General features: G+C 45.5%; 23 protein-coding genes and 1 pseudogene. 9 read left to right on the top strand and 15 right to left on the bottom strand.

Going from position 1 to position 24034, the window contains the following annotated elements:
- Positions 1 to 250: 250 nt before the first annotated feature.
- From proC to der, 9 genes and pseudogenes are all read right to left on the bottom strand, one after another.
- Positions 251 to 1096: a pyrroline-5-carboxylate reductase gene (proC, locus tag QT998_RS24625; protein WP_333092826.1), complete on the bottom strand. Its 846-nt coding sequence runs from the start codon at positions 1094 to 1096 to the stop codon at positions 251 to 253.
- A 42-nt stretch (positions 1097 to 1138) separates the two neighbouring features.
- Positions 1139 to 2365: an RNA-guided endonuclease InsQ/TnpB family protein gene (locus QT998_RS24620; RefSeq protein WP_333092825.1), complete on the bottom strand. Its 1227-nt coding sequence runs from the start codon at positions 2363 to 2365 to the stop codon at positions 1139 to 1141.
- 365 nt (positions 2366 to 2730) lie between these two features.
- On the bottom strand, positions 2731 to 3357 hold the full coding sequence (locus QT998_RS24615; protein ID WP_333118228.1) for a cell division protein SepF: 627 nt from the start codon (positions 3355 to 3357) through the stop codon (positions 2731 to 2733).
- A 77-nt stretch (positions 3358 to 3434) separates the two neighbouring features.
- Positions 3435 to 4112, bottom strand: coding sequence for a YggS family pyridoxal phosphate-dependent enzyme (locus QT998_RS24610; RefSeq protein ID WP_333092823.1), 678 nt, complete (start codon positions 4110 to 4112; stop codon positions 3435 to 3437).
- 293 nt (positions 4113 to 4405) lie between these two features.
- The gene (gene pipX, locus QT998_RS24605) at positions 4406 to 4675 is read right to left on the bottom strand and encodes a transcriptional coactivator PipX (RefSeq protein ID WP_194011441.1); all 270 of its coding nucleotides are present in this window, start codon (positions 4673 to 4675) and stop codon (positions 4406 to 4408) included.
- A gap of 35 nt (positions 4676 to 4710) precedes the next feature.
- Positions 4711 to 4887, bottom strand: a complete 177-nt coding sequence (locus QT998_RS24600) for a hypothetical protein (protein WP_333118229.1) — start codon at positions 4885 to 4887, stop codon at positions 4711 to 4713.
- Between the two features lie 299 nt (positions 4888 to 5186).
- Complete coding sequence (locus tag QT998_RS24595; RefSeq protein ID WP_333092822.1) at positions 5187 to 6182, bottom strand: energy-coupling factor transporter transmembrane component T family protein; 996 nt, start codon at positions 6180 to 6182, stop codon at positions 5187 to 5189.
- Positions 6183 to 6322: 140 nt separating this feature from the next.
- Positions 6323 to 6694: pseudogene (locus QT998_RS24590) on the bottom strand (four helix bundle protein).
- Between the two features lie 176 nt (positions 6695 to 6870).
- Complete coding sequence (gene der, locus QT998_RS24585) at positions 6871 to 8232, bottom strand: ribosome biogenesis GTPase Der (RefSeq protein WP_333118231.1); 1362 nt, start codon at positions 8230 to 8232, stop codon at positions 6871 to 6873.
- A gap of 176 nt (positions 8233 to 8408) precedes the next feature.
- On the opposite strand from der, the gene QT998_RS24580 reads away from it, so the two are divergent.
- From QT998_RS24580 to QT998_RS24575, 3 genes are all read left to right on the top strand, one after another.
- Positions 8409 to 8627 carry a Na+ dependent nucleoside transporter N-terminal domain-containing protein gene (locus QT998_RS24580; RefSeq protein ID WP_333118247.1) on the top strand — a complete coding sequence of 73 codons (219 nt, stop codon included), beginning with the start codon at positions 8409 to 8411 and terminating at the stop codon, positions 8625 to 8627.
- A complete protein-coding gene (locus tag QT998_RS27590; protein ID WP_442921998.1) occupies positions 8620 to 8811 on the top strand; it encodes a nucleoside transporter C-terminal domain-containing protein in 192 nt (63 codons plus the stop codon). The genes QT998_RS24580 and QT998_RS27590 overlap by 8 nt, the downstream gene beginning before the upstream one ends.
- 349 nt (positions 8812 to 9160) lie before the next feature.
- Positions 9161 to 9703, top strand: a complete 543-nt coding sequence (locus tag QT998_RS24575) for an acireductone dioxygenase (RefSeq protein ID WP_333118232.1) — start codon at positions 9161 to 9163, stop codon at positions 9701 to 9703.
- Positions 9704 to 10034: 331 nt separating this feature from the next.
- Here the strand turns inward: QT998_RS24575 and QT998_RS24570 are convergent, their stop codons facing one another.
- From QT998_RS24570 to QT998_RS24555, 4 genes are all read right to left on the bottom strand, one after another.
- Positions 10035 to 10844: a hypothetical protein gene (locus QT998_RS24570; protein ID WP_333118233.1), complete on the bottom strand. Its 810-nt coding sequence runs from the start codon at positions 10842 to 10844 to the stop codon at positions 10035 to 10037.
- Between the two features lie 74 nt (positions 10845 to 10918).
- Positions 10919 to 11389 (bottom strand): DUF732 domain-containing protein, encoded by a 471-nt coding sequence (locus QT998_RS24565; RefSeq protein WP_333092818.1) that lies wholly within the window; start codon positions 11387 to 11389, stop codon positions 10919 to 10921.
- Between the two features lie 144 nt (positions 11390 to 11533).
- Positions 11534 to 12154 carry a cupin domain-containing protein gene (locus tag QT998_RS24560; protein ID WP_333118234.1) on the bottom strand — a complete coding sequence of 207 codons (621 nt, stop codon included), beginning with the start codon at positions 12152 to 12154 and terminating at the stop codon, positions 11534 to 11536.
- A gap of 122 nt (positions 12155 to 12276) precedes the next feature.
- Positions 12277 to 12843: a sigma-70 family RNA polymerase sigma factor gene (locus QT998_RS24555; protein ID WP_333118236.1), complete on the bottom strand. Its 567-nt coding sequence runs from the start codon at positions 12841 to 12843 to the stop codon at positions 12277 to 12279.
- A gap of 217 nt (positions 12844 to 13060) precedes the next feature.
- Here QT998_RS24555 and QT998_RS24550 point away from each other — a divergent pair, with 217 nt between their 5' ends.
- From QT998_RS24550 to QT998_RS24535, 4 genes are all read left to right on the top strand, one after another.
- On the top strand, positions 13061 to 13735 hold the full coding sequence (locus QT998_RS24550; RefSeq protein ID WP_333092815.1) for a DUF4439 domain-containing protein: 675 nt from the start codon (positions 13061 to 13063) through the stop codon (positions 13733 to 13735).
- A gap of 207 nt (positions 13736 to 13942) precedes the next feature.
- On the top strand, positions 13943 to 15157 hold the full coding sequence (locus QT998_RS24545) for a DUF4331 domain-containing protein (protein ID WP_333118237.1): 1215 nt from the start codon (positions 13943 to 13945) through the stop codon (positions 15155 to 15157).
- Between the two features lie 256 nt (positions 15158 to 15413).
- Positions 15414 to 16820, top strand: coding sequence for a tetratricopeptide repeat protein (locus QT998_RS24540; RefSeq protein ID WP_333118238.1), 1407 nt, complete (start codon positions 15414 to 15416; stop codon positions 16818 to 16820).
- 118 nt (positions 16821 to 16938) lie between these two features.
- A complete protein-coding gene (locus QT998_RS24535; protein ID WP_333118239.1) occupies positions 16939 to 18459 on the top strand; it encodes a nickel/cobalt transporter in 1521 nt (506 codons plus the stop codon).
- A 436-nt stretch (positions 18460 to 18895) separates the two neighbouring features.
- Here the strand turns inward: QT998_RS24535 and QT998_RS24530 are convergent, their stop codons facing one another.
- The gene (locus QT998_RS24530) at positions 18896 to 19333 is read right to left on the bottom strand and encodes a DUF6918 family protein (RefSeq protein WP_194011455.1); all 438 of its coding nucleotides are present in this window, start codon (positions 19331 to 19333) and stop codon (positions 18896 to 18898) included.
- 375 nt (positions 19334 to 19708) lie between these two features.
- Positions 19709 to 19891 (bottom strand): hypothetical protein, encoded by a 183-nt coding sequence (locus QT998_RS24525; protein ID WP_194011459.1) that lies wholly within the window; start codon positions 19889 to 19891, stop codon positions 19709 to 19711.
- Between the two features lie 396 nt (positions 19892 to 20287).
- Between QT998_RS24525 and QT998_RS24520 the strand changes: the two genes are divergently transcribed.
- Positions 20288 to 21916 carry a Ycf66 family protein gene (locus QT998_RS24520; protein WP_333118240.1) on the top strand — a complete coding sequence of 543 codons (1629 nt, stop codon included), beginning with the start codon at positions 20288 to 20290 and terminating at the stop codon, positions 21914 to 21916.
- Positions 21917 to 22557: 641 nt separating this feature from the next.
- Complete coding sequence (gene cobQ / locus QT998_RS24515) at positions 22558 to 24024, top strand: cobyric acid synthase CobQ (protein ID WP_333092810.1); 1467 nt, start codon at positions 22558 to 22560, stop codon at positions 24022 to 24024.
- The last annotated feature ends 10 nt before the right edge of the window (positions 24025 to 24034 follow it).

Genomic DNA, 24034 nt, shown 5'->3' with positions numbered 1-24034 from the left:
AGACTAAAGTCCGCATTACAAACTTTACTGATTGCGGTCAATCGAACGGATTTGATATATAGCGGTTCTCAAAAACATGAGGTATGCCAAATTATGCGACGATCAGCTTTTCGCACGGAGGCCGTCTTTACCTCCAGAAACCTCAGAAAGCCTATAGGCACTTGCGATTCCCAATTCGCAATTCCCAATTCCCAATTACCCATTACCCATTACCGGACATACCTCATCTTTACGAGAAAGGCTATAACACCTATTTCCCTAATTCTTGAGAACGCAAATAAGCCACTTTGACTGCTTCGATCGTAGCAGATCGAAAGCCATTACTTTCTAATTTAGCAATTCCGGCAATAGTTGTACCGCCGGGACTTGTCACCCGATCTTTTAATTCGGCGGGGTGCATTCCTGTTTCTTGTAATAGCTTCGCTGTACCGAATACAGTTTGGATTGCTAATTGAGAGGCGATCGCCCGTGGCAGTCCAACACAAACTCCGCCATCTGTCAAGGCTTCGATAAAAATTGCCACATAACCAGGGCCGGAACCGGAAAGCCCAGTCACCGCATCCAGCATACTTTCGGGAACTTCCACGACTTCTCCCACAGCGCCAAAGATGCGTTTTACCAATTCTAAATCGGTTGGTTGCACAAGTTTGCCAGGGGCGATCGCGCTCATTCCCGCCCCCACCGTCGCCGGAGTATTCGGCATCACCCGCAGCACTCCCCGCCCAGGGAAAGCCGGTTCTAGCTTGCTGAGCGGGACTCCTGCTAAAATCGATACTATCAACGCTTCGGGCTGGGAATTAGCCGTTTCTCCATTATTTGCTTGTTGGCGATCGATCGCCACAGCCAACTCCAAAGCTACCGTATCAAACATTTGCGGTTTAATCGCCAAAAACAGCACTTCTGTAGCGGTAGCAACTTCTAGATTGCTTGCTGTTGTAGCGATTCCGTAGGTTTCCGTCAAAAATTCGCGCCGTTGGGGTTGCGGATCGCTGACCAATATTTCTGAGGGTAAATAAACTTTTTGTGCTATGAGGCGCGACAGGAGAGCTTCTCCCATTACCCCGCCGCCGATCGTACCAAATTTGATGTTAGTCATTAGTCAGTTGTCAGTTGTCAGTTGTTAGCTAATGTTAGTGAACTACTCAGCGCTGATGCTATCGCATACAGCGTGGGCTTCTGTCTTCGCAGGGGAGTGCCTCAGATTGGACTTACGCCCCACCTTTGGACTTACCTTCCCTCCAACAGCAGAAACGGCTGTTCCATCCGTCTTTAGCATTCTGATACCTTCATTCCTGATATTTGTTGCAGCATTGCCATCTCTGTCGTGATGAGTGCCACAGTAAGAGCAAGTCCACTCGCGCACATCTAAAGACATTTCCGAGACTTGATGCAAACAAACTGAACAGGTTTTAGAGCTAGGGAACCATCGATCAATTTCTACTAACTTACCGCCTTTGCGGTCTAATTTGTAGCTCAGGAAATTGACAAAAATTCCCCAACCAGCATCAGAAATAGCTTTAGCTAAGCAATGATTACGAACCATGCCTTTAACATGAAGATTTTCTACTATGACAACTTGGTTTTTGTTGACCAGCTTTGCGCTGAGTTTATGCAGAAAATCATGCCGAAAATTGGCTACCCGTTCGTGTATCTTAGCCAGTAATTTTTTAGCTTTTTTGCGAGAATTACTGCCATCCTTTTTACGCGCTAACTTTTGCTGCTTACGCTTGAGATTGTGTTGATGTTTTACAAAATGTTGAGGGTTCTCAAACTTAGAAATCTTAGTGCCATCGGCAACGATTGCAAACTGTTTTAATCCTAAGTCAATCCCAAGGATTTTGCCAGAAGTAGAAAATTCTGGATTTTCACCTTCAATCTCAAATAAAATTGCAGCAAAGTATTTACCTGAAGGGTTTTGGCTAACTGTGACAGTTTTGATTTTTCCGTCAATCGGTCTATGTAATTTTGCTTTGACTACTCCAAGTTTAGGGAACTTGAGTTCAGCGTCAGAAATGACTTGAACATTTTGGGGGTATTGAATCGACTGCTTATGCTTTTTTGACTTGAACTTAGGAAACTGAGCTCTTTTGTCAAAAAAGTTTTTATAGGCAATCGTGAGATTAAGCGTAGCCGCCTGTAGCACTTGACTGTAGCAGTCACTTAACCATTCATATTCCTTTTTTAGGGCTGGCAGTAAAGCATTTAATGCAGATTGTCCAAGCCCTTTGCCAGTCTCTTGATAGACTTCAATCGACTTATTAAGCGCGTAATTCCACCACCAACGAGCGCAACCAAAGCTCTGTGCCAGATGCTTGCACTGCCGATCGGTAGGGTATAAACGAACTTTGACAACTTTGCGTAGCATTTAGTTACTGCTAATTCCTAATTAATAGTAAATATTAGATCAAAGGTTTTGCCGATCTACAAATATCGCAGAGCGAACAAGTGGGCATAGAACCCAATTGTTCTGTACGCTTTTATCCCGGCACTCAACGGACTACCATTAGAGTGGGGGACTTCCCGCTTGTTAGTTAATCTGCAGTCTTGATTCCACAGTTAAGCTGCTTTGCATCTAATTTGACAGTCAATTTTTCTACAATTATTGTGGGATGGGCAGGAGAGCCCGTCTTTGTATTCAATTTAGATGCGTAGCAGCTTATTAGTTGTCAACTGTCAACTGTCAACTGTCAACTGTCAACTGTCAACTGTCAGTTGACAACTGACTACTGACTACTGAGCCATTGGAGCTTGTTCTGCCGGCCAGACAGTCGGTGCAGGAGCAGCAGCAGCAGGGCGGGGGCGTCCTTGGGCTGGGGGCACTTCGTGAACCACACCAGACTGAGTTCTCACTTGCACGCAGCTAGGCGTAAACAAGAAAATGCTTTCGCCAATTCGCTCTTGATGACCGTCAAGGGCGTAAGTACCGCCCGCTACAAAGTCCACAGCTCTTTGCGCTTGGTCTGGATCCATCACAGTTAGGTTCAAAACCACAGACTTGCGCTCTTTCAGCGCTCGAATTGCTGCCGGCATCTCTTCAAAAGTGCGCGGCTCCATTACTACTACTTCCGAAATCCCGTTCATAGCTCCAGGCATTCCAATCACGTTATTCATTACTGACCCTACTCCCCCGGTTGGTGCAACAACATCCGTACCTGTCGATCCTACTACTGACCGCTCCCGCATTCTGCGATTTTGGCGGCGTTCTTCTTCTGCTGCAGCGGCTGCAGCGGCGTTCGGTTCGGGCGGTTGGTAGACGGTTTGAAAACGATCTCCATCCGCTTCGTCGTATTCGTAATCGTATTCACCTTCATTGTTGAAGCCTACAAAATCTCGTAGCTTAGAAAAAATGCTCACCATTTAAGCTCCTTCACGACTGTACTGCCCCGACTATACTCGCGTTGCGGGTTAGCCGCGGGTCGCTAACTACTCTATTTTTAACCCAAGTTGTCCTCTCTTCTAGAGCCAAACAAGCTTGTTCCTAGCCGTATCATAGTAGCACCTGCTTGAATTGCCAAATGATAATCTCCCGACATCCCCATCGAGAGCTGCTGCATTTGGATGTGGGGCAAATTTTGCTGCTGGATTTTATTAGCAAGTTCGCGGGTGCTGTTAAACAATTCTAGGATTTGCGCCTCATCTAATCCTAGCGGAGGTATTGTCATCAAACCTTGAATTTTGAGATTCTGACATTTATTCAGTTCTGGGAGGTCGGCAAGCAGTTCTGGGACTGTCCAGCCGTATTTGTCGGGATCTGGCAACATTTTGACTTGCAGGCAGACTTCCCGAGAGCAGGACTGTTCTCCCGCTATGCGATCGAGCCTAGCTGCCAATTTTAAGTTATCTACAGAATGAATCCACTGGAAATGCTCTAGGGCTTTGGCTGCTTTGTTGGCTTGCAAGTGCCCGATGAGGTGCCAGTTGATGCCGGGTAAATCTTGCAGTTGGTTTTGTTTTTCGACAGTCTCTTGAACCTTGCTCTCCCCAAAATCTCGGATGCCCGCGCCGTATGCTTCGCGGATAGCATCAGTCGATACCTGTTTGGTAACGGCAATTAACCGCACTGATTCGGGCAAGTGTTGGCGAATGCTGTTAATTCGAGAGGTAATGGTCATAGTTGCTCAATGCTCGGAAGTGGAGGGAAGGAAAGTTAGGAACGAAAATTTAATCAGTAGGGCGTGCTGAATTAATTACACTTGCATATCGCCCCAGGGCCCAATCAGCGTCAAGAGTCTTTTTGTAATTAATGATGCCCGGTTACTTAATTTAAACATCTGCTACACTTCTGTGTTTCCAGAAGCGGCGAGGGAAACAGAGGCAGAGCCTGGTAACGAGGAATTTCCTATTACGAAATTCCCAATTACCAATGACTAATGACCAATGACTAATGACCAATGACAGATTTTCGCTATTGAAATGTACGCTGGTGAATGGCTTGCAATTGGTCGTAATCTTTGTATTGCCCGTTGCGGCGGAGCGTTCGCAGGCGAATTTCTACCATCAGGCGAGCGTCGGAGCGGCTGATGGGTTCAAATCTCAGGCCGCCTGGGCCGTTTGTCACTAAGAAGAATAGGCGTTGGGCGTATAGTGTGGTGAATAATTCTTGGCTGTCTTCAACCTGGGATACCCTGAAGAGGAGGCCGAAGTTTGGATGGTTCAGGTAGGTTTCTGTAGTCATTTATGCTCACAGTCGATCGATTTTAGTTTAAAGATTTAGATTTTAGATTTAAGTTTCGCTGGGGAATCACGGGAGGGGGTTGTTTTCTGGCGGGGTACAAAGGGCGATCGCCCTAGCGGTTCAGTAGTCTCCGTCGTGGCTGAAGCTCGTGCTGCTGCTGTTCCGTGCAGTTGCACGTTTGGAGCACCGCGATCGTCCCGCCGAACTTCCACATCTGCATATCATATTCCCTGCCATCGGGTGCCTAGAGCTTTGACAACAGCGTCCTTGGCGGCCCAGCAGCTAGCTGGTTGCAGGAAACTCGATTCATTTTACCTTTAATGCTGCTGTGTTGAGAATTTTATTGCCCGCAATCCCTGCGTTCGGCGGGCGTGTAAACTTTTTCGAGGAAGCGCGATCGCCCAACGGGTCTAATGCGGCGTCAACTACCCATCAATCAATCACTCAATCCCCAAATCTAAAATCTAAAACTTGTTCCCTCGCGAAGTCGAAGAATCTAAAATCTAAAATCCTAACTATCCCAACCCCAAACCAAGCGGGCGCTCCAGAGAAGGATCAAGCAACCGAGGGCGATCCAGTCTCGGATTTTGAAGTGCAACTGATGCCATTCTACACGGTGTCGATCGGGACTTGTGAAGCCACGAACAGTCATGGCGCTGGCTATTTGTTCGGCTCGCAACAGCAAATTTTCTAACAGTCGCTCGGCGATGAGCAGCCAAACTTGAGCGGCGCGGCGAAATCCGAGTTTTTTCCAGTTTATGGCTCTGGTGCTGACCGATCGCACTAAATTTTGTATTTCTTCCAATACTAGGGGAATGAAGCGCAAAGATAACGTTAATGTTAGCGCTATTTCGGTGACAGGCCAGTGCAAGCGGCGCAGCGGGCTCATTAAATTTTCAATAGCGCAGGTGATTTCTTCGCTGGCTGTGGTGAGTAGATAGAGGTTGGTGCTGTAAATTACTGTGAAAAATAAGGTGCTGACGTTGATAGCTAAATCTATGGATTTGCGGGTGATTGTGATCGGGCCGCCTTTAAATAAAACGTAACGGTAGTTTGTGGGTTGGGGGAGTTTAGTTTGCGGTTGAGATTTGGAATTTTGGGTTGGGGAGTTTGAGCCTAAATTAAAAGGTTTGTACCACGCTTTCGGCTCTGGAGGGGGTGGAAGGGTTGCGGGCTGTTGGGAAAAGGTTAATTCGTCGGCGGGGATGCGGGGCTGGTGTTCTGAGGGGAGTGCGTCGGGGGCGATCGCGCTGAGGCAAAATACTAAAAGGCAGAATAGCAGCAGCAGTCCCATTTGCTGTTTCCACACGCGCAGGGGAATGGCTGCGGTTAGTGTCAGTACGATTAACATTGCTACTAGCATCAACCGCCAAGCGGGGTTGGCGAGTATGGGCGCGATTAGGAATGTCATCAACCAGGCTAGTTTGACGCGGGAGTCTACGCGGTGCAGCCACGTTACGGGTTGTTCTAGGTAAAGTCCTATCGGGAGCGATCGAAGTAAATCCATGTTGCGATTTTAGATTTTAGATTTTAGATTTTAGATTTTAGATTTTTTGATTGTTTGAATTGTTTAATTATTTGATTGGACTTTATTTTATTGTTTAATTTTTGAGGGAAAACTTTTTTGGTTGGGGATTTGAGATTATTTTATTTGCGACTTGCTGTTGGGTTCTTAGCAATTAAAGTTTTGATTGAAGCAACTGTCATTGCTAAAATTTCATTCGTTTCTGACATGATACTCCTCAAATTAGTGACATCTACTAATTTAGCTTCAACTATCAGCTCCATCCAGTAAAGACATTCATCTGCTTCTTCTTCCACTATTCTGAGTTTTGCAATTAAGTCTGCTGTCTATCTAGCGCGACAAGCTGCTCGATAGTTAGCCCCTACAGAAGTTCCTGAACGAATTAACTGCTTGCCAATTACCTCAGAAACGGTATTTTTGGGCAGTGAACTTACTAGCTTAATAAGTCTTAATGCTAGAGCCTTCGTTCTTTGTTTAAACTCTTGTTCGTCCATCTTGGGATTTTCGATTTTCGATTTTTGATTTTTTCATTGGAATTTTAAATTTTAGATTTTAGATTGGGTCTTTGACATTGGGATTTTGCAATTGTTTGATTTTTGATGAAACAAAAAAACGCAATTCATTAATTTTATCATTAAATTGCGTTTTTTCTTCAATCTAAAATCCAAAATTACTTGACTCGGAGTGCTCTGTTTGTTGTGCTGACTTCGGTGGCTCGAACTTTTTTGCCTCTCCACAGCAGCCGCATTGGTGTGCCGGTAAAGCCTAGGTGTTTGCGGAATTGGCTTTCCATGTAACGGCGGTAGTTTTCGGTGAACCGTTTGGGATCGTTGACAAACAATGCAATTGTTGGCGGCTGCGATCGCACTTGGGTTCCGTAATAGATTTTACCTTGTTTTCCTTGGCGGGTAACTGGCGCTGAGTGCCAGCTTGTGGCTTCTTCTATGACTTCGTTAATCACGGCGGTTGGGACGCGACGCTTGTGTTCGTCGGAGGCTTTGTCTACTAATTCAATGATTTTTTCAACTCGCTGTCCGCTCATGGCGCTGACGAAAATCATTTCTGCCCAGTCGAGGAAATAAAGTCTGCTTCTTACTTCTTTTTCGTACTCGTAGATGGTGTCGTTATCCTTTTCTATGGCATCCCATTTGTTGATGACCATGATGCAGGCTCGACCTTCTTGGCTGATGCGATCGGCTAATTTTTGGTCTTGATCCGTAACGCCATCAATTGCGTCAATTACTAGCAGTATAACGTCGGCGCGGCGGATGGCTTTGAAGGCGCGGTTGATGCCGAAGAATTCTGCGCCGTATTCGACGTTTTTCTTTTTGCGAATTCCGGCGGTGTCGATCAGGCGGTAGGTTTGACCGTTGCGTTCTACTATGGTGTCGATCGCGTCGCGGGTTGTGCCGGAAATTGGGCTGACTATGGCGCGGTTTTCTCCGAGAAATGCGTTTAGCAAGCTCGATTTTCCGACATTGGGACGACCGATAATTGCTACTTTAATTTCATCTACTTCTGGCTCTATTTCTGTGGGAAGGTGAGTCATTAGTTGGTCTAGCAATTCGCCGGTGCCGTTACCGTGAATCCCGGAAATTGGGAAAGGTTCTCCCAGTCCCAATGTCCAAAAGTCTGCTGCTTGTGTGAGTCCGGTATTTTCCGATTCGCACTTGTTGACGGCTAGAATGATGGGGACTTTTTGCAGGCGCAGCCAAGATGCGATGGATTCGTCGCCGCCTGTGAGTCCGGTTTTTCCGTCTACTACGAAAATGGCTGCGCTGGCTTCTGCAAGCGCCGCCAGTGCTTGTTCCCGGATTAATGGCAGAAATTCGGTTTCGTCGTCGAATACTAGCCCGCCTGTGTCTACGATTTGATATTCGCGATCGCCCCAGTATGCTGGTCTGTAGGTGCGATCGCGCGTGATTCCCGGTTCGTCGTGGACGATGGCGTCTTGGCTGTTGGCTAAACGGTTGACGATCGTCGATTTGCCTACATTGGGGCGTCCAATAATAGCAACTATAGGTAGAGGCATAAATGTAGCAGCAATTATGCTGCGCCGTAATTTTGAGCTTTAGTCTCTGATTATAAGGGAATCTGACTGAAATGGACAGACTTATTTCTCTCTTGGGGTTAGCGGTTTTTGTCGCTTTGTCCTAGGCATTTTCAGTTTCTCGGCGCGCTGTTAAGTGGCTTCCCGTACTTTGGGGAATTGCTTGGCAGCTAATTTGGACAATTTTGATTCTCAAAACTGCTCGTGGTTTGGCGCTATTTACATTTTTAGGAGATTTAGTCACCCAGTTTCTAATTTTTTTATATAGCGGAGCAAAGTTTTTATATGGAGAAAAATTGATGGAGCGTTTTATCGGTTTTGCAGTGTTGCCGACTCTCATTGTTTTCTCTTCATTTATCACCATAAACGATTTCTGAACGATCGGCAATTATTCCGATTTATGCTTTGTGCAGTTTTTCTAATATTGCTTCCATCGGGATTCAAATTTGGGGGATTGGTGCGATCGCGCTATCGCATCAGGGCGATTTTGCTCGGTTGGGCGCGATCTCAAATCCTCTCTTCATCGGAATAGTAAATTCACTGTTAACGGTTAACTGTTAACAGTTAACCGTTAACATCATGAGGATTGCAACCGGAATTGATATGAGGACGATGATTGCTGGTTCTGTGGCTTGTTTTATGACTGCTTGCATGGCGGGAATGCTGCTGTCAATTTTTTGAGTTTTGTCAGGTGATTGTGGCGGACTCTACTCGCAAGGTTATTAAATAAAAGTTAAAATTTAAGGCTTGATAGTTAAAATATGATATCACCTTAAATGTTCGGGAAGCACAATATCTAATTTGAGCGATCGGCTATTATTGAAAATAAGCAGGAGTTTAGTTTGTCACAACAGTATATAGAAACTGGAAACTAAATTCTTCTCAAAGTCAAATAAATAGGTGGTGTACGATGGCTGTTCTGCAACTAGAAGACGGTACGACATACAGCGATATTTGCGCGATCGCCAGCCAACTGGCTATTTTAAATATTGAGGTCGATCGCCTGCTAACGAAAAAAAATCCTGCGGTTCAAGAAATTCTCATCCAAGACATTCTCAGCGTAACAGAAAAACAGCAGATTCTCTCAGCATTTAACAGTAAGTTTGAACAGTTAAAGCGCACAAGCGGATGTCAGTGGTGCGACTTAAAAGTGCTGCATCCCGGTTCGCCGCAAATTTACCCACTCATGACTCAAAGCGATCGCACTCACACCCACGCAGATGCAGAAGTTCTTCATGTGTTAGCTGGCGAATGTGTTTTTGGATTTGTGTATCCTAACGGATCTCAGGTACAATTAATGTTACAAGCTGAAGAATACATAAAAGTGCCATCCAATACCGAACATTGGTTTTATTTAACTCCGTTGCTTTACTTGAAAGCTGTGCAGTATTACACCACCGCTCAAGGTTGGGTTCCTCAGTATACTAACCGGAAACTCAAAATTAGAAATTAAATCAGATATCGGACGGCGATTGAAATCGCTGCTATACAAGCGATGTCCGCCTCCGCGGACTAATAAGAAATAATGACAATACTCGGCGATTGAAATCGCTGCTATACAAACGATGTCCGCCTCCGCGGACTAAGAAATTAAGGATTAAATGCTGTCTGCAGCAGTTAGAGTGAAAGATGATATCAAATCCGTTAGTATCGGAATAGTAAATTAACAGTTAACTGTTAACTGTTAACATCATGAGGAGTGCAACCGGAATTAATATGAGGTATCGATCGCTCCCTCAATCTCAAATCTCAAATTGACTAACTTTTAACCTTATTGAAAAAAGCTATAATTCAGTGGTTATGGTGATTTCAATTTCTTCGCAGCGCTGCAATAACGCTTCTATTTCCTGAGCGAGCAAAATTACTTCCGGCCAAGAAGAACCGTTGATTAAATCTTGGGCGTGAGCTAATTTGTTTCTCAATGCTTCTGCTGACTTTAAAAAACGCTCTCCGTAACGCTTGGATTTGAGCCCCAGCCGATCGATTATTTCGGCATTCGTCAGGATTAAATCTCGCTTGTCGCAGAATTGCAGGTAATCGATTAAGTCAATTGCTTCATTTCGCGATCGCCCCAATCCCCAAAGATGTTTAGCCGCTAAAATACGATCGCCCTTAAGCGAATTTTGCCACGAATCTTGGGGAAAATAGATCCGCACAATCCGCAATAAATTCATTTCTAGCAGCGTCACCAACCCAAACAGCAACATCCGCACCGGTGCTTTTTGCAAATCGCCACAGGTGACAATCCCGTTGATGCGGTTGCTTTCCAATACAAACAATCTCGGTTTTTCTCGCAGCAGCGGCAACAATTCCATCAGCGGAGTCGCGGCGGCGATTAATTCACAGGGGTGAAAAATTTGCTGGTAGTCGCTACATTTACCTGTGATTAAGTGCGATCGTTCTATATAACCGCAAACAGTGCCGTTTTCTTCGATCCCCAGCACATCAAAATCCCGGGCCTCCATCCACGATCGCAATTTGGCTGCATCTTCGTCAGCGGGGACAGACTTTAGCGGTTCCGCCAGGTATTTAACAGTAATGCTGTCTTTGAATAAATCCCGCAAGTCGGCGGAACTTGATTTTAAATGTTTCATCTATTTTAAATTGCACAAAAATCTGTAATTGTCGATCGCCTCCTCAATTGGGAAACTTCCGTCTTTCAACTAATTTATTTATTTGCTAATTCCGGGCAATAATGGTTAGCTGCAAGAGTGGTAATAATATCGGCATCAGCCAGAAAACTTTCTTTGACATTTGGATTTTCGATGCTGAGAGATTGTCCGATCGCCCTTAATTTAACTTCCGCCAAAGAAAGTCCCGATTTTGCATCCGCACACATTTTTTTAGCTGCGGCAATTTTTCTACCGGGGGTTCTTTGGATTGCTTGCAGTAAATTGCCGGTTGCTTCTGGAGAGTAGCTTTTTGCTAAGCGTTTGTAGTCTTCAATAAATTTCCCATCATTTCCTGTAAGTTGAATTGATTCTTCAGGCGAACACAACTGATTTAAGTTAATCACTTCTCCCGCTGAGTTAACCAAAAAACATCCTTCGTGTTCTTGGGCGATCGCGCTTTTGTCGCTAGGTACAAATTGTATAATAACGGCGCACATCACAGCAGTTAAGCGCCAGTAATTTAGCATAGCATTCACCTTATTTAGTTGGAATTTTAAACCGCTTAAGGACTCGCATTCCTTACTACGAACCTAAATTCAGTTTGTAGTGAAAACGACCGTCCGCAAAACCGCCCGGACTCGCATTCCTTACTACAAACCGAATTGTCGATATCAAACAAGCATTTCATTATTTAGGGAACTTTTCATTAACAGCAAACATCCCCCTTCACTGAGCGGCGAATGTATGGAACCGGGAACGGAATGAATGTAATCGCCTTGATGACAAACTTCCCCTTCTACAATTAAATCTCCTTCTAATACAAAGACTTCTTCCGATGCCGCGTGTCGGTGCAGCGGAAAACTTGCCCCCGGTTCCAGTCGCATCAAGCAGGTGATTTCGCGCTTTTTCTTATCAAAAGAAAGCTTGCCGATCCAAACTCCGGGAACTCCATAAGGTTTCCATTTGACATCGCCCGATCGCACAATTAAAGAGCGAGTATTATTCTCAGTTTTCTCGGTAACAATTGGCGGTAAATTGACTAATTCTGCCGGAGTAGGCGACAGTTCGGCTATACGCTGCAACAGGCGGTTTTTCAGGTCGGCGGCGACGGGAACTGGAGGGGCTGTGTAGGCGATCGCAGAAATTGCTGATTCCAAGGCCACCCGTTCGCTTTCCAGTTCTGGCGATTTCTCCAATTTCTCTGCAAGTGCGCGACTTTCTGACTCGTCGAGCGTATCGAGAACTTGAAAAGCTGCAAGCATATTAAACTCCTCATCGGGCATCATTTCCATTTTAGATTTTAGATTTTAGATTTGCGATTTTAGAGTGGTTTTTCCGCACTAAATATCGAAAATTGGAGATGCCATAATTTTCGATTGATGTTAGACAATTTAACTTGTGTTTGTTTGACAACCTAAATATCTTCACTCAAAGCTTGACGCAATTTAGAAAGACCCAAACGAATTCTGGTTTTGATTGTACCTGTCGGAATACCAATTTTAGTCGCGATCGCCGCACAAGTCAGTCCTTGGTAGTAGGCGAGTTCGATCGCAATTCGCTGTTCTGCGGGCAATTTTTCTAGCGCTGCTTTGACTCGTTCCCTGCGTTCTTCGATTATTGCATCTTCCATGGGTTCTGGAAGGCTCGAAGAAGGAATTTTTGCATCTTCCAGACAAGCTTCGGCCGCCCGGCCTGTTCGCTGCAAAACTCGGAGTCTATCGAGGGAACGACTGCGGGTAAGCATGAACAACCACGTATCCGCTCGACTGCGAGAAGGATCGTAAGTTGCTGCTTTTTGCCAAATTTGGGAAAACACATCTAATACCACTTCTTCCGCTTCTTCTACCGAACCCAGGATTTTGTAAGCTAGTGCATAACTTTGGCGACCGTAGCGATCGTAAAATTGAGCTAATGCCGTTTGGTCTTTCCGGGCAATCTGCACTAAAAGCAGCGATTCATCGCTGGACTTCTGGCCTGTCATCTCAGTGTACCTAAAAAATTTTGTTTTGAGTGTACAGATCCAAAATTAAATATTTGGCGTATATCACTATAGAACATAATTGTAAGTCAATTGGGGATGCGATCGTAAGTATGCCTTGAGGGGCTAATTTTGTCATGCTTTAAATTGTCACGCTCCCGATTTATATTGCACTTTTGTCACCTTTTTTGTTAACTTTTCAAACCTAGCAATACGTTCTATGCAAAATGAAGAAATAGCTTTATCTCAAATGTCTAAAACTCGCCATACTTATAATTTGCGATCGCGCCGCGCTGCGCTTGCAGGTGGTGCTATTGCCGGGTTAGCTGGCGCTTTGGGCATTTCGCTGCTTGGGGAAAAGGCGATCGCCGCCACTCCCGATGACAACAAAAATGATGCTGCTATTCTCAACAACGCACTTTTTTACGAACATCAGGCAATTTGGGCCTACAGTTTTGCAGCAGGGAAGCTCACAAATACTGATGTTGGCAAAGCAGTCTTAGCCCTAGCACTTCGCAATCAAAACGACCACAAAGAGCACCGAGATCTTCTCGCTTCTGCGGTGAAAAATTTGGGCGCAAATCCCGTGACAGCCGAGTCGAGTTACGACCTTTCATCATACATCAATAAGAAGGAGGGAAATATAGATTCTGATGTAAATATTGCTAAATTAGCCCTGGCTTTAGAGACCGATGCTGCGATCGCCTACACTGTGGAAGCTGCCAAGTTGAAGACTCCGGGTTTGATTACTGCAGGAGCTAGCATCGGCATGGCAGAAGCAGCCCACGCAGCAGCTATTCGCGCTACTTTCAAGGCTTTGGGCATGAATCTGGAAATTGTACCTGCTGCTTTTGTTAGTAGCAACAACCGCAACAGTTGGGTGCTGACGGTCTAGTTTTTAATACTTAATATTTCTGCACAGATCCAAAATTGCCAAACCTTCGTATACTAACTCGTATACTGATAGCACAATAATCGGCAACAGCACCAAAGCCCCACAGGTTGAAAGGTTGAAACCTTTTGCTAAAAAAATACAACCCGCAAACGCGGGTTATTTGCCATTGATTTGTCCAAAAATCCCATTGAAATAAAGGTGCTAACTGTGAAACTAACAAAAAAGTTTCGTAAAACCATACTAGCTATTGAATTAGCTCTAATTGTTGTATTAACTCCAGGGATAATTGCCGCTTCCGATCACGACGACGGCGAAGTCGATATCAAAGGTCGAACTGTTAATTTAACAGACTTGTACGTATATCGCGAAAAAGACCAAAATTCCAGTGCTGCGGACGGGGATTTAATATTGACAATGAATTCAAATCCTAGGTCTGTAGCGCGCTATCAATATTATTTCAGCACTACAGCCCTCTACCAATTTAACATCTCGCAGGTAGGTGATGTTAATTCTACACCTACTGGACGCGCCGATACCATCTTGCGATTTGCCTTCAGTCCGCCTAACAATCAAGGTATGCAAGCGGTAGCCATAACTGTTATTCGCAACGGCTCGGAAACAACTACTAAAACGACAGTTAATGGTGGACTAATTGCCACAACTCCGCTAAATTCTAATGCTGTTTTGAATACAGTACCTGTGAACGGTTCTAACTTAACTGTATTTGCAGGTTTGCGGGAAGATCCATTTTTCTTTGATGTAGAACAATTTTTCCGAGTCCGCGCTGGGGCTTTGGGCACGGGGGCGAAAGTAGGTTTCAAGCCACCGAATCAAGCGATCGACTTTACAAAAGGTTACAACGTCAATACAATTACCGTCCGCGTTCCAAAAGCGTTTTTGCAAGCAGGAACTGGGGCGAATACTTTTGATGTTTGGTCAACAATTTCGATCCGGGATGGAGTTGGCGGTTTCAAACAATTCGAGCGCTTGGCGAGACCTGCAATTAACGAGGGTTTGGTAGTTACTCCCGCGTTTATGGAGGCATTTAATAGTATTTCTCCGAAATTGGATTTGAGCGCTGCTGCTGCTCCAGTGCGGCAGGAAGCGGTTGCTACTCTGAATGCTGTTGATCTTTTGGATGGTAGCGATAATGTCGATCCAAATGCGATCGCCGCAGCTTTCTTACCCGATGTCATGCGGATCGATACCACAAAACCCAGCGGCTACGGTAGTGCGACAAATGCTCAAGGAAGTTTGATCGGAGGTCGTATGCTGATGGACGATGTTATTGATATCACTCTGGGAGCTTTGGTAGGTTCTCCAGTTGGCGATAATGTTTCATATAACGGAACTCCCGGAAACGCGGCTCAGGGACACAAGCCGTTAGAACCGAATTTTCCTTATTTGGCTTTGCCGAATTAGTTATTGGTTATTGGTTATTGGTTATTGGTTATTGGTTATTGGTTATTGGTTATTAGTAATTAGTAATTAGTTATTAGTAATTAGTAATTGGTGATTGGTGATTGGTGATTGCTTGTTGGCTAATGACATATAGCGGTTCGATCGCGTGGTGAGGATAGCCCTATGCCCTATGCCCTAGGGTTCCTCATCTTTTTGAGAAATGACTATCTAAAATGCTTTTTTTTTACGGCAGATGAACGCTGATTAACGGGGATGTATGAAAACTAAAACAGGACAAGTAATAAAATCTGATGTTTTTTGGTGGTGGTTATTGATAGCAGTTCCTGTTGTGGGTATTGCTGTTATTAACATTCCCCCAAATCTGCGTTTTATTTCTGATTTATTTGCCGAGAAAACTCCGGCTAATCTTGATGCAAGTTACCGCTACCATTTTTTTGACGCTCTCAGAAATAATCCCAGTCCAAAGGAAGCGATTAATCAGGAAATTGCTTTTTATCAGCAGCGATTGGCTGTGGATTCTCACAGCGGTTTGAATCGGGCTGCGTTGGCGGGAGTTTATCTGAAAATGGCTCGCGCAACTGGGGAGGGTGGTTGGTTTTTATTGGCGGAACAGGCGGCCGAAAGGTCGATCGCCGATTTGCCTTTTGACAACAAAGGTGCGCTGTTGGTTTTAGCTCGAATTGCTGAAGCGAGACACGATTTTGCTAGTGCTTTGCGCTTGGTGAAACAGGTGGGTTTTAATAATGAAGATGCGATCGCCCTTTCGGTTACATCTAACTTGGCGATGGGAAAAGTTAGTGAGGCAAACACAGCCGCAGAAACCTTAGTTAATCGGATTCCTAACTTAGGTTCTCTCACATTAAGAGCGTTAGTGAGAGAGGCGCAGGGCCGAGATGCTGAGGTTTTGCAGGATTACCGACAAGCAATGGTGGCGGAGGAACCCGGAGAGATTGCGGGATCGGCGCGGGTCCGATCGCTCTTGGGTCGCTTTTACGCCCGCCGCGGGCAGTTTGTGCAGGCGAAAGCGCTGTTTTTGGAATCGCTGCGGTTGGTGCCTCGAAACCCGCTAGCGCTGATTTATTTGGCGGATTTGGAAACCAACCAGGGCAATTATCGGGAAGCGGAGGCTAGTTACAGTAAGGTTTCTGCCTATGCTGGGGGTGCTGCGACGGTGTACGATCGCCTTGTGGATCGCGGTATGGCGAGGGTGAAGGAGTTGCAGGGAGATGCGAGCTCCTCCAAGCGACTGCGCGACAAAGCAGAAGCGGGGCTGCGACAGGAACAGGCTTCTGGAGCTCGCGGTTTCGGACACCGGCGCGATTTGGCGAGTTTGCTGTTGGAAAAAGGTCGATCGCAGGATGTCGCCGAAGCGCTGCTGTTAATGCAGGATGAGGTAAAAATCCGCAGGGATGCTGTGACGTTGGATATTTACGCCAAGGCGCTTTCTAGCACTGGGGAATGGCAAAAAGCCGATCGGGTGATGGCCGAAATAATGCGATCGGGCATTCGCGATGCGGGTATCTTTTACCGGGCTGGTGCGATCGCCCGCACATTAGGAAAAGATGCTGAATCTCGCGCTTATTTTCAAAAGGCTAAAGAAACAGATCCGAGTTTTGACGGGCGTGATGGCAAAACATTAAGTTTAGGAAGTTTTGAATTTTAACTAATAACGAGTACCTACTACAAAATCTCAAGCTATTAGTCAGGGAATAAATCCCCCGATCGCCTCCTGAAAAACCCACAATATTTCACAAAATCAACTTGTTTTAAAATTTAAAAATATGCCCAAAAAGTTACGTAAATCCTACAAATACCTCATTCTTTTATCCCTCACCCTATTACTATTTCTCACAACATCAACCAAACCAGTTTACTCGCACTGGTCAGACTTATCCGTCGCAGAAATAATCGTCAACGATTTCCAAACCGAAGTAACATTAACTTTTCCAACCGGCTTAACAAAATTCGCCGACGACAATCGGGACGGCCAGCTACAAGCAGCCGAAGTTCGCAGCCACAAAAAAGAGCTAGAAAAGTTTTTCAGCCAACAAATTCGCATCACCAACAGCAGCAAACTTCAAGGTTCATTAACAGTAAATCCGCTAGAATTAGCCAGTAAAACCGCCCATTTAATCCAGCAAACTAATACCCACAGCACATTAATCTTAAACTACACTTGGCCCGCTTCTAGTGTCATTTCCAAACACGAAAAATTGCGGATTAACTACAATCTATTTTTACCCGGAGTTGCTACAGCTAGCTGTCAAGCTACCATCGTGGAAGCCGGTGCTGTTAAAAGCTTTGTATTTACAGCCCAAAACCGGGAGTTTTTGTTAACAGGAAATGAATCTATCTGGGATACAGGTTGGAGTTTGCTGCTAGCAGTAGCCGGAGCATTTGTCTGGGGATGCGTGCACGCCATGTCGCCCGGACATGGAAAAACCATAGTCGGCGCTTATTTGGTAGGTTCGCGGGCTACTCCGATGCACGCTTTATTTTTAGCAGCAACAACCACAATAACTCACACTGCGGGGGTGTTTGCAGTCGGCGGAATTACTCTTTTCGCTTCCAACTTAATCGAACCAGAAAAACTCGATCCTTGGCTGAGTTTAATCTCCGGCTTATTAGTAGCAGTCATCGGCTTTAAGTTACTTTCAGAAAGAATCAAAACAAGGTTAGTAACGGGGACGACAGTCCGCAAAAAATCAAAAAATCAAATTCTTACCACGATCGGCTTAAATAAATTCCTAGAAAAAATCAGGTTCGTAGTGAGGAGTTTAGTTCGCAAAAAAACCAGGACTGTCGTCCTGAATACGAACCTTGAAGAACCAGTAAATCTGCTCAATAGAGGAACTTGGGAAAGAGAATTTAAGCCAGTAAAATCAGATATCTCTCAGCACTACCACCATCACGGAGACGGGCGCTTGCACTCACATTTGCCCCCCGGTGCTGACGGCGATCCAATTACTTGGAAAAGCTTATTATTGTTGGGAATTTCGGGGGGATTGTTGCCTTGTCCTTCTGCTTTGGTGATGCTGTTGAGCGCGTCTGCTTTGGGGAATGTAGGTTTGGGAATGGCGCTAGTGGTAGCCTTTAGTTTGGGATTGGCTTTGGTGCTGAGCGCGATCGGATTAATCTTAGTTTATGCGAAACGGAATTTTGATAAGCTACCAAAACAGATAACAGCCGTGAAGTTTCTGCCGGCTTTGAGCGCGATGTTAGTAATGTTTTTGGGATTGGGAATTTCGGGACAAGCAATGTGGAAAATATGGGCGGCGAATCAATGGGTAGCTGGCGGATAATACAATTTTAGATCCTAGGGTGCGTCAGTTTTGATGATGTTCTAATCTGATGTCCGGTCAATTACCATAACAAGGTGCGCGCGTGCGGACAATATCGCGCAATAGGTGGCGGACTTCAGTCCTCACTACGAACCTATTTTATCGTTGTCAATCTACCAGACGCGATATGAATAATCAAAAATCTCTCTGCTGATTCATATCGTTTCCGGTGGCATCGGAATGAGGTTAACAGTCAACAGTCAACAGTTAACAGTTAACAGTCAACAGTCAACAGTCAACAGTGAATTTACTATTCCGGTGAAGAGAGGATTTGATATCAATTGACCAACTAATATTAGTTCCAACCCTACAAAATCGCGAGATTTAACTAATTTGGCAGAAATTTTTTGCCCGTAATAGCATTGAAATGGGTAGGAAATTCCTACCCATTCAAGATTCAGGTCGCAGTATGTTTATTAATAATTTTGGCTAAATCCGGTATGCCATTTTCTACGTAAGTCTTAGCTGATGGGCGGAGTTTGGCATAGGCACCTTTAACAACTGCTCTTGTGCTGTTATCGGCTTTTTTGTCACTGATTTGGAGCAATTGGTTTGCTACTTCAGCTTTTCTTTCAGCAAAATATTCTACTGGGTTGCCATTGTTTACGGCTTCAGTCCACATGGGGTCGAGTGCGATCGAGATTTCTGGCAGAATTTGATCGACGACTTGAGCGCAATAGTCAGCCCGTATCCCTTTGACAGTAGAGTAGGCGGCTTTCAGAGCCAAACCGCCCAATCCCGGCGCTGCTGCAACTTGTTTCTCTATCAACTGTACGCAGTCATCAACAAAATTGTCTCTGTTGTTTTCATTCAATAAAATATCGCTAAGTGCCATTTTTGCTCTCCTTGATTTAACAGTGAATGTGTTTATTAGCTTCAAGTTCCTTCAGAAAATTATATATCTATTTCGATCCTTTACTGAAGTTTGCACAAGCATTTGAAGCCTTGAGTGTTGATAACTGGCAACCTAATGTAAGATTTGTCTGAGGTTGTGGCAATTAAGATGCGATCGGCTATTCCTGATTTACCTACTGTTCGATCGCTGGAAACGCAAATCCTGATTAATTGATAATCAGGACTGAAGTCTGAATGATGAAACCTCTAAATTGTCAAGACTAAAATACAAAACAGAACAGCTTGCATAAAATATGAGAGAGAGGCTGTGCCTTTGGTTCGATCGCACTTGCACCTCTCATTTTTCCCCTCTGAATTAGGATTCGACGTTCTGCTGTGCGGACAAAGGTGCTCCAACCTGGGGCAGTTGTATGGTTTGTGTCGGCAGATCGCTCGATCGCAATACAAGATTTTTCGGTAGCTTGGAGGCAGTGCCGACTCCAGCAAAAATTTGAAGCGATAAGGTTAAAGCCGCAGCTAACAACAATTTTTCTAACATGACACTACCTCCAATATCTATGCCCCTAGGCATAATTCCTCCGACACCTATACCCTACAGAACATCTTCTACCGCAAGTGCGATCGTACCGGCATAGTTAAGTGACACGCATCACTACCGAGTAGGGGGTGAGACCAAGAAGGGGTGAGAAGCGCTTCGACTTCGCTCCGAGGGTAAAGAGGTAGAGATTGGGAAAGTAGGGAAAATCTTCACGCTTGAGCTTTACGGTCAACATCCACCCGTTAAATCCTTTAAATCCGTTAAATCCAGGACACTAATCCGCTGCCGAACTTGCTTCCAAATAGATAATTGGTCTACAGAAAGAAGCCGTTGAGTGTCTCACAAAGGTAGAATTAGCGCGTAGAAGTTATTTGACAAAGCGGAGGTACCGACAAGATGCTTGCATACATTCTGGCGTTAGCGGTCGGTCTAGGCAGCTTCAGTATTTACATGGCGGCCTTCTTTTTTCCAGAAGTTCACCGCAAAAGTGATTTTACCTGGAGCGGGGTAGGACTTTTTTATGCGTTAATTTTATGGACTTGTGCGGGGCGAATTACTGGTGCTCTCCTGCTGGGTCAAATGGCGGGCGTAGCTATGTTGGGCTGGTTGGCTTGGGAAACCCTGACTTTACGCAGGCTGGTGACACCCGTCGCTCAGCAAACGCCGATTCCCGTGCCGGCGAATTTGGCCGGGGCGATGGGCGGGCCACTATCGGGTTTGTTTGGTAAAAAACCAGAACCCGCAGGGAAAAAACCTAAGTTTGTTCGATCGCCCAAACCGAAAACTGATGTAGTTCCAGCACCCGCTGTGAATCCGACTGAGGTCAAGGTAAAAGAACAACCGGCAACTCCCTCAATCGCTGAAGAAATTGCCCAAAGCGCGATCGGGTCTGACTTAACCATTCCCCAAGACAAAACACCTGCAATTGCAGAAATACCAGTATTTTCCGTGGAAACTCCTGCTGTTGAGACTTCAGCAGACCCAGCAGAATCAGCCACCAGCTTCACTCCTCTACCTCTACCTATAGAATTTTCAGAAATTGCCGCCCCAGCAACTGTGGAGCCAGCAGAGGCTAAGCCAGAGCCTCAACTGCAGCCTGAAACAGACGATTTTGAGGAGATTTGGAGGGCGAAGGCTAAAGAGTCCGAGTCTGTTGTTAGTTCGACAGCCTCAACGGTGACCCCAACGGCGACACCAACGGCGACACCAACGGCCAACTCAACTCCAGCCAAAACAGCTAAAAAATCCGGCGGTTTCGCAAGTCTGTTCGGCAATATCAAAAATAGTATCGGCGATATCTTGGGACGGGGTGCGAGTAAAAACAAGTCTGATAAAAATACTCCGGCGACAACAGCCAAAAAGACTCCCGATCCGATCGCGTCCGATCAAAATACTCCGGCGACAACAGCGCAAAAAACTTCCGATCCGATCGCACCGGAACCTAAAATAACAACAATTCCTACACCGGATATCGATCGGGTTCTCGAATCTGAATTAGCCGAAGTCGCGCAAGAAGTGAAAGCCGAAACCAGCAACACTGTCGTTGAAACCAGCCAAGCAGTGCCATTTCCCACCGATTTAGAAGCAATGGCCGAGTTGATGGTGGCCGAAGCCGCGAGTGTTCCCAAAATAGAGGAAACTCCAATTTTAGACACAGCCTCCCCTGAAACTCAGACAGCGCCGTTGATTCCAGAAACAGCGGAGACAGCAGTGGATGAAGCGGAAACAGCCTCCGGCGTAACGGAAGCAGAAGCCCCTGCTGTATCTATAGAAATGACTGTGGTGGAAGTGGCGGAGCCTGTAGAGGTAGAAATACCGGGAGAACCGGGGTTGAGCGTGCAAGTGGAAACGATTTCAGTATCAAAAATCTCGATCGAATCCACAGAAGAAAAACCATCTTCCCAGGAAGAACCACCGGAATTGATTCGCCCAAATCCCCCCGCTTCCGAGCCAGTCGAAGCTGCTAAACCGCCCGTAGAATCAAAATTTGAGAATATATCCGGCGAAGATCAGCCATCATCTTAAGCCAAAAAGCCAAAGGTAGAAACCAGAATTTTTTTGATTCTGGTTTCTACTTTTTGCTTTTAAGACTTATATCATGTCCGGTCAATTACCATAGCAAAAACAGAATAGGGCATACCTCACCACGCGCTCGAACTGCTATAACACTTGGGGAATGCAGGTTTAGCTCGGTTGCAGACTTGCATTCCACACATATCAAATTTTAGATCGGTCGATCGCTCGGACAGGAAGTTACCCGCAGGTAGCAAGAAACCGGGTTTTTTCCCGACAATATCTCGCACTCACCCCCAACTTCAGTAAAAAAGCTGGTTTCTAGGAGTCAGGGTGCGATCGCGAACTGATACTATTTTTTTAAAGATGTGTTGATGAAGTCCTAGCCCTCCCGAAGTTTTGGGGGGTTGGGGGATGAGGTGTAGCGCTACTTTATCAAATTGCTATAGCAATCCTAAATCATTCATGCAGATATGTAGGGGCGGTGGATGGTGCGGGCCCGCCCTCCGAGAGATTGGGCAACCACGGGGGGATTGCCCCTACAAGAACTATGCAAATGATTTAGGATCGCACTATATGACTTCTTCCCTCTTCCCTCGAACCTCTTCCCTCGAATCTCTGCCCTCTAACCTCTTCCTCCTCCCCTGAATATTATGAAAGCAATTATGGTCGTGGGAACAACATCTCACGCAGGAAAATCTTTACTCGTTTCAGCATTGTGTCGCATCTTTTTTCGATCGGGCTGGCGGGTAACTCCGTTTAAAGGTCAAAATATGGCACTGAATTCCTATGTCACAGCCAGCGGCGGAGAGATTGGCTACGCTCAAGCAGTACAAGCTTGGGCTGCGGGCGTGGCACCTTGGGTAGAAATGAATCCGATTTTGCTCAAGCCGCAAGGAGACATGACTTCTCAATTGATTGTCAAGGGCCGGGCGATCGCCAACGTGCGAGCATCTCAATATTACGAAAAATATTTCGATTTAGGCTGGCAAGCGATTCGGGAATCCTTAGAATTTCTCAGACAAGAATTTGACATGGTTGTTTGTGAAGGAGCCGGCAGCCCTGCTGAGATTAATCTCAAACACCGCGATTTAACAAATATGCGAGTGGCGAAACATTTAAACGCTCGGACTTTGCTAGTCGTTGATATCGATCGCGGCGGCGCTTTCGCTCACATCATCGGTACTTTGGAATTACTCGATCCCGACGAACGAGCTTTAATTAAAGGATTCATTATTAATAAGTTCCGAGGACAAAAATCAATCTTAGATCCGGGGCTGATTTGGCTGGAAGAAAGAACGGGAATCCCGGTAGTTGGGGTGATTCCTTGGATAGACGAAGTGTTTCCCTCCGAGGATTCTCTCGATTTGCTCGATCGGCGTTCTCCCAACACTCAAACCGACCTAAATATTTCCATCATCCGCTTGCCCCGAATTTCCAATTTTACCGACTTCGACCCGCTGGAGTCGGAAACTAGCGTCACCGTCAAATACGTTAGCCCAAAAGACCAGTTAGGCCATCCAGATGCCGTGATTTTACCGGGTTCTAAAACCACAATTTCCGATTTACAGGTGCTGCGCCAAACAGGTATGGCAAAAGCTATTCAAAATTACTTAGTAGCTGGCGGTACAGTCATGGGAATTTGCGGCGGCTTTCAGATGCTGGGAAAAAGTATCAGCGATAAACAAGGACTGGAGGGACAACAGGGAGAATTTGAAGGATTGGGATTGCTACCGTTAAAAACTGCGATCGCCCCGGACAAAATCGCCCGCCAGCGTGTCGTAACATCTAACTATCCTCAACCGGGTTTACCAGTTTCAGGTTACGAAATTCACCAAGGAAGAACGCAAATGCTACAGTCAGATTTGACTCAACCGCTATTTGACGATCCGACTTTAGGAATTGTCAACACTGCTCAATCAGTTTGGGGCACATACCTGCACGGCATCTTTGATAATGGAGCTTGGCGGCGAGCTTGGTTAAATCACCTGCGCCAGCAGCGGGGACTCCGTGCATTACCTACAGGTATTCCGAATTACCGAGAGCACCGAGAAGCTCTGTTAGAGACTTTAGCTGATACGGTGGAAAAACATTTAGATATCAAGCAAATTTTAGGTTAATTAGTTAACT

It is taken from the genome of Microcoleus sp. S1D4 (assembly GCF_036700765.1).
Lineage (GTDB): Bacteria > Cyanobacteriota > Cyanobacteriia > Cyanobacteriales > Microcoleaceae > Microcoleus.
Note: the sequence above shows the minus strand (reverse complement) of the source record. Positions and strands in the feature narration are given on the sequence as shown.

What these genes read in the sequence shown, in the direction of transcription:
- QT998_RS24570 (WP_333118233.1), bottom strand. Translation starts at nt 10,844, where the DNA reads ATGAAACATTTAAAATCAAGTTCCGCCGACTTGCGGGATTTATTCAAA.
- QT998_RS24550 (WP_333092815.1), top strand. Translation starts at nt 13,061, where the DNA reads ATGCAAAATGAAGAAATAGCTTTATCTCAAATGTCTAAAACTCGCCAT.
- pipX (WP_194011441.1), bottom strand. Translation starts at nt 4,675, where the DNA reads ATGACTACAGAAACCTACCTGAACCATCCAAACTTCGGCCTCCTCTTC.
- QT998_RS24555 (WP_333118236.1), bottom strand. Translation starts at nt 12,843, where the DNA reads ATGACAGGCCAGAAGTCCAGCGATGAATCGCTGCTTTTAGTGCAGATT.
- cobQ (WP_333092810.1), top strand. Translation starts at nt 22,558, where the DNA reads ATGAAAGCAATTATGGTCGTGGGAACAACATCTCACGCAGGAAAATCT.
- QT998_RS24530 (WP_194011455.1), bottom strand. Translation starts at nt 19,333, where the DNA reads ATGGCACTTAGCGATATTTTATTGAATGAAAACAACAGAGACAATTTT.
- QT998_RS24540 (WP_333118238.1), top strand. Translation starts at nt 15,414, where the DNA reads ATGAAAACTAAAACAGGACAAGTAATAAAATCTGATGTTTTTTGGTGG.
- QT998_RS24615 (WP_333118228.1), bottom strand. Translation starts at nt 3,357, where the DNA reads ATGGTGAGCATTTTTTCTAAGCTACGAGATTTTGTAGGCTTCAACAAT.
- QT998_RS24620 (WP_333092825.1), bottom strand. Translation starts at nt 2,365, where the DNA reads ATGCTACGCAAAGTTGTCAAAGTTCGTTTATACCCTACCGATCGGCAG.
- der (WP_333118231.1), bottom strand. Translation starts at nt 8,232, where the DNA reads ATGCCTCTACCTATAGTTGCTATTATTGGACGCCCCAATGTAGGCAAA.
- QT998_RS24595 (WP_333092822.1), bottom strand. Translation starts at nt 6,182, where the DNA reads ATGGATTTACTTCGATCGCTCCCGATAGGACTTTACCTAGAACAACCC.
- proC (WP_333092826.1), bottom strand. Translation starts at nt 1,096, where the DNA reads ATGACTAACATCAAATTTGGTACGATCGGCGGCGGGGTAATGGGAGAA.
- QT998_RS24565 (WP_333092818.1), bottom strand. Translation starts at nt 11,389, where the DNA reads ATGCTAAATTACTGGCGCTTAACTGCTGTGATGTGCGCCGTTATTATA.
- QT998_RS24610 (WP_333092823.1), bottom strand. Translation starts at nt 4,112, where the DNA reads ATGACCATTACCTCTCGAATTAACAGCATTCGCCAACACTTGCCCGAA.
- QT998_RS24525 (WP_194011459.1), bottom strand. Translation starts at nt 19,891, where the DNA reads ATGTTAGAAAAATTGTTGTTAGCTGCGGCTTTAACCTTATCGCTTCAA.
- QT998_RS24520 (WP_333118240.1), top strand. Translation starts at nt 20,288, where the DNA reads ATGCTTGCATACATTCTGGCGTTAGCGGTCGGTCTAGGCAGCTTCAGT.
- QT998_RS24535 (WP_333118239.1), top strand. Translation starts at nt 16,939, where the DNA reads ATGCCCAAAAAGTTACGTAAATCCTACAAATACCTCATTCTTTTATCC.
- QT998_RS24560 (WP_333118234.1), bottom strand. Translation starts at nt 12,154, where the DNA reads ATGGAAATGATGCCCGATGAGGAGTTTAATATGCTTGCAGCTTTTCAA.
- QT998_RS24575 (WP_333118232.1), top strand. Translation starts at nt 9,161, where the DNA reads ATGGCTGTTCTGCAACTAGAAGACGGTACGACATACAGCGATATTTGC.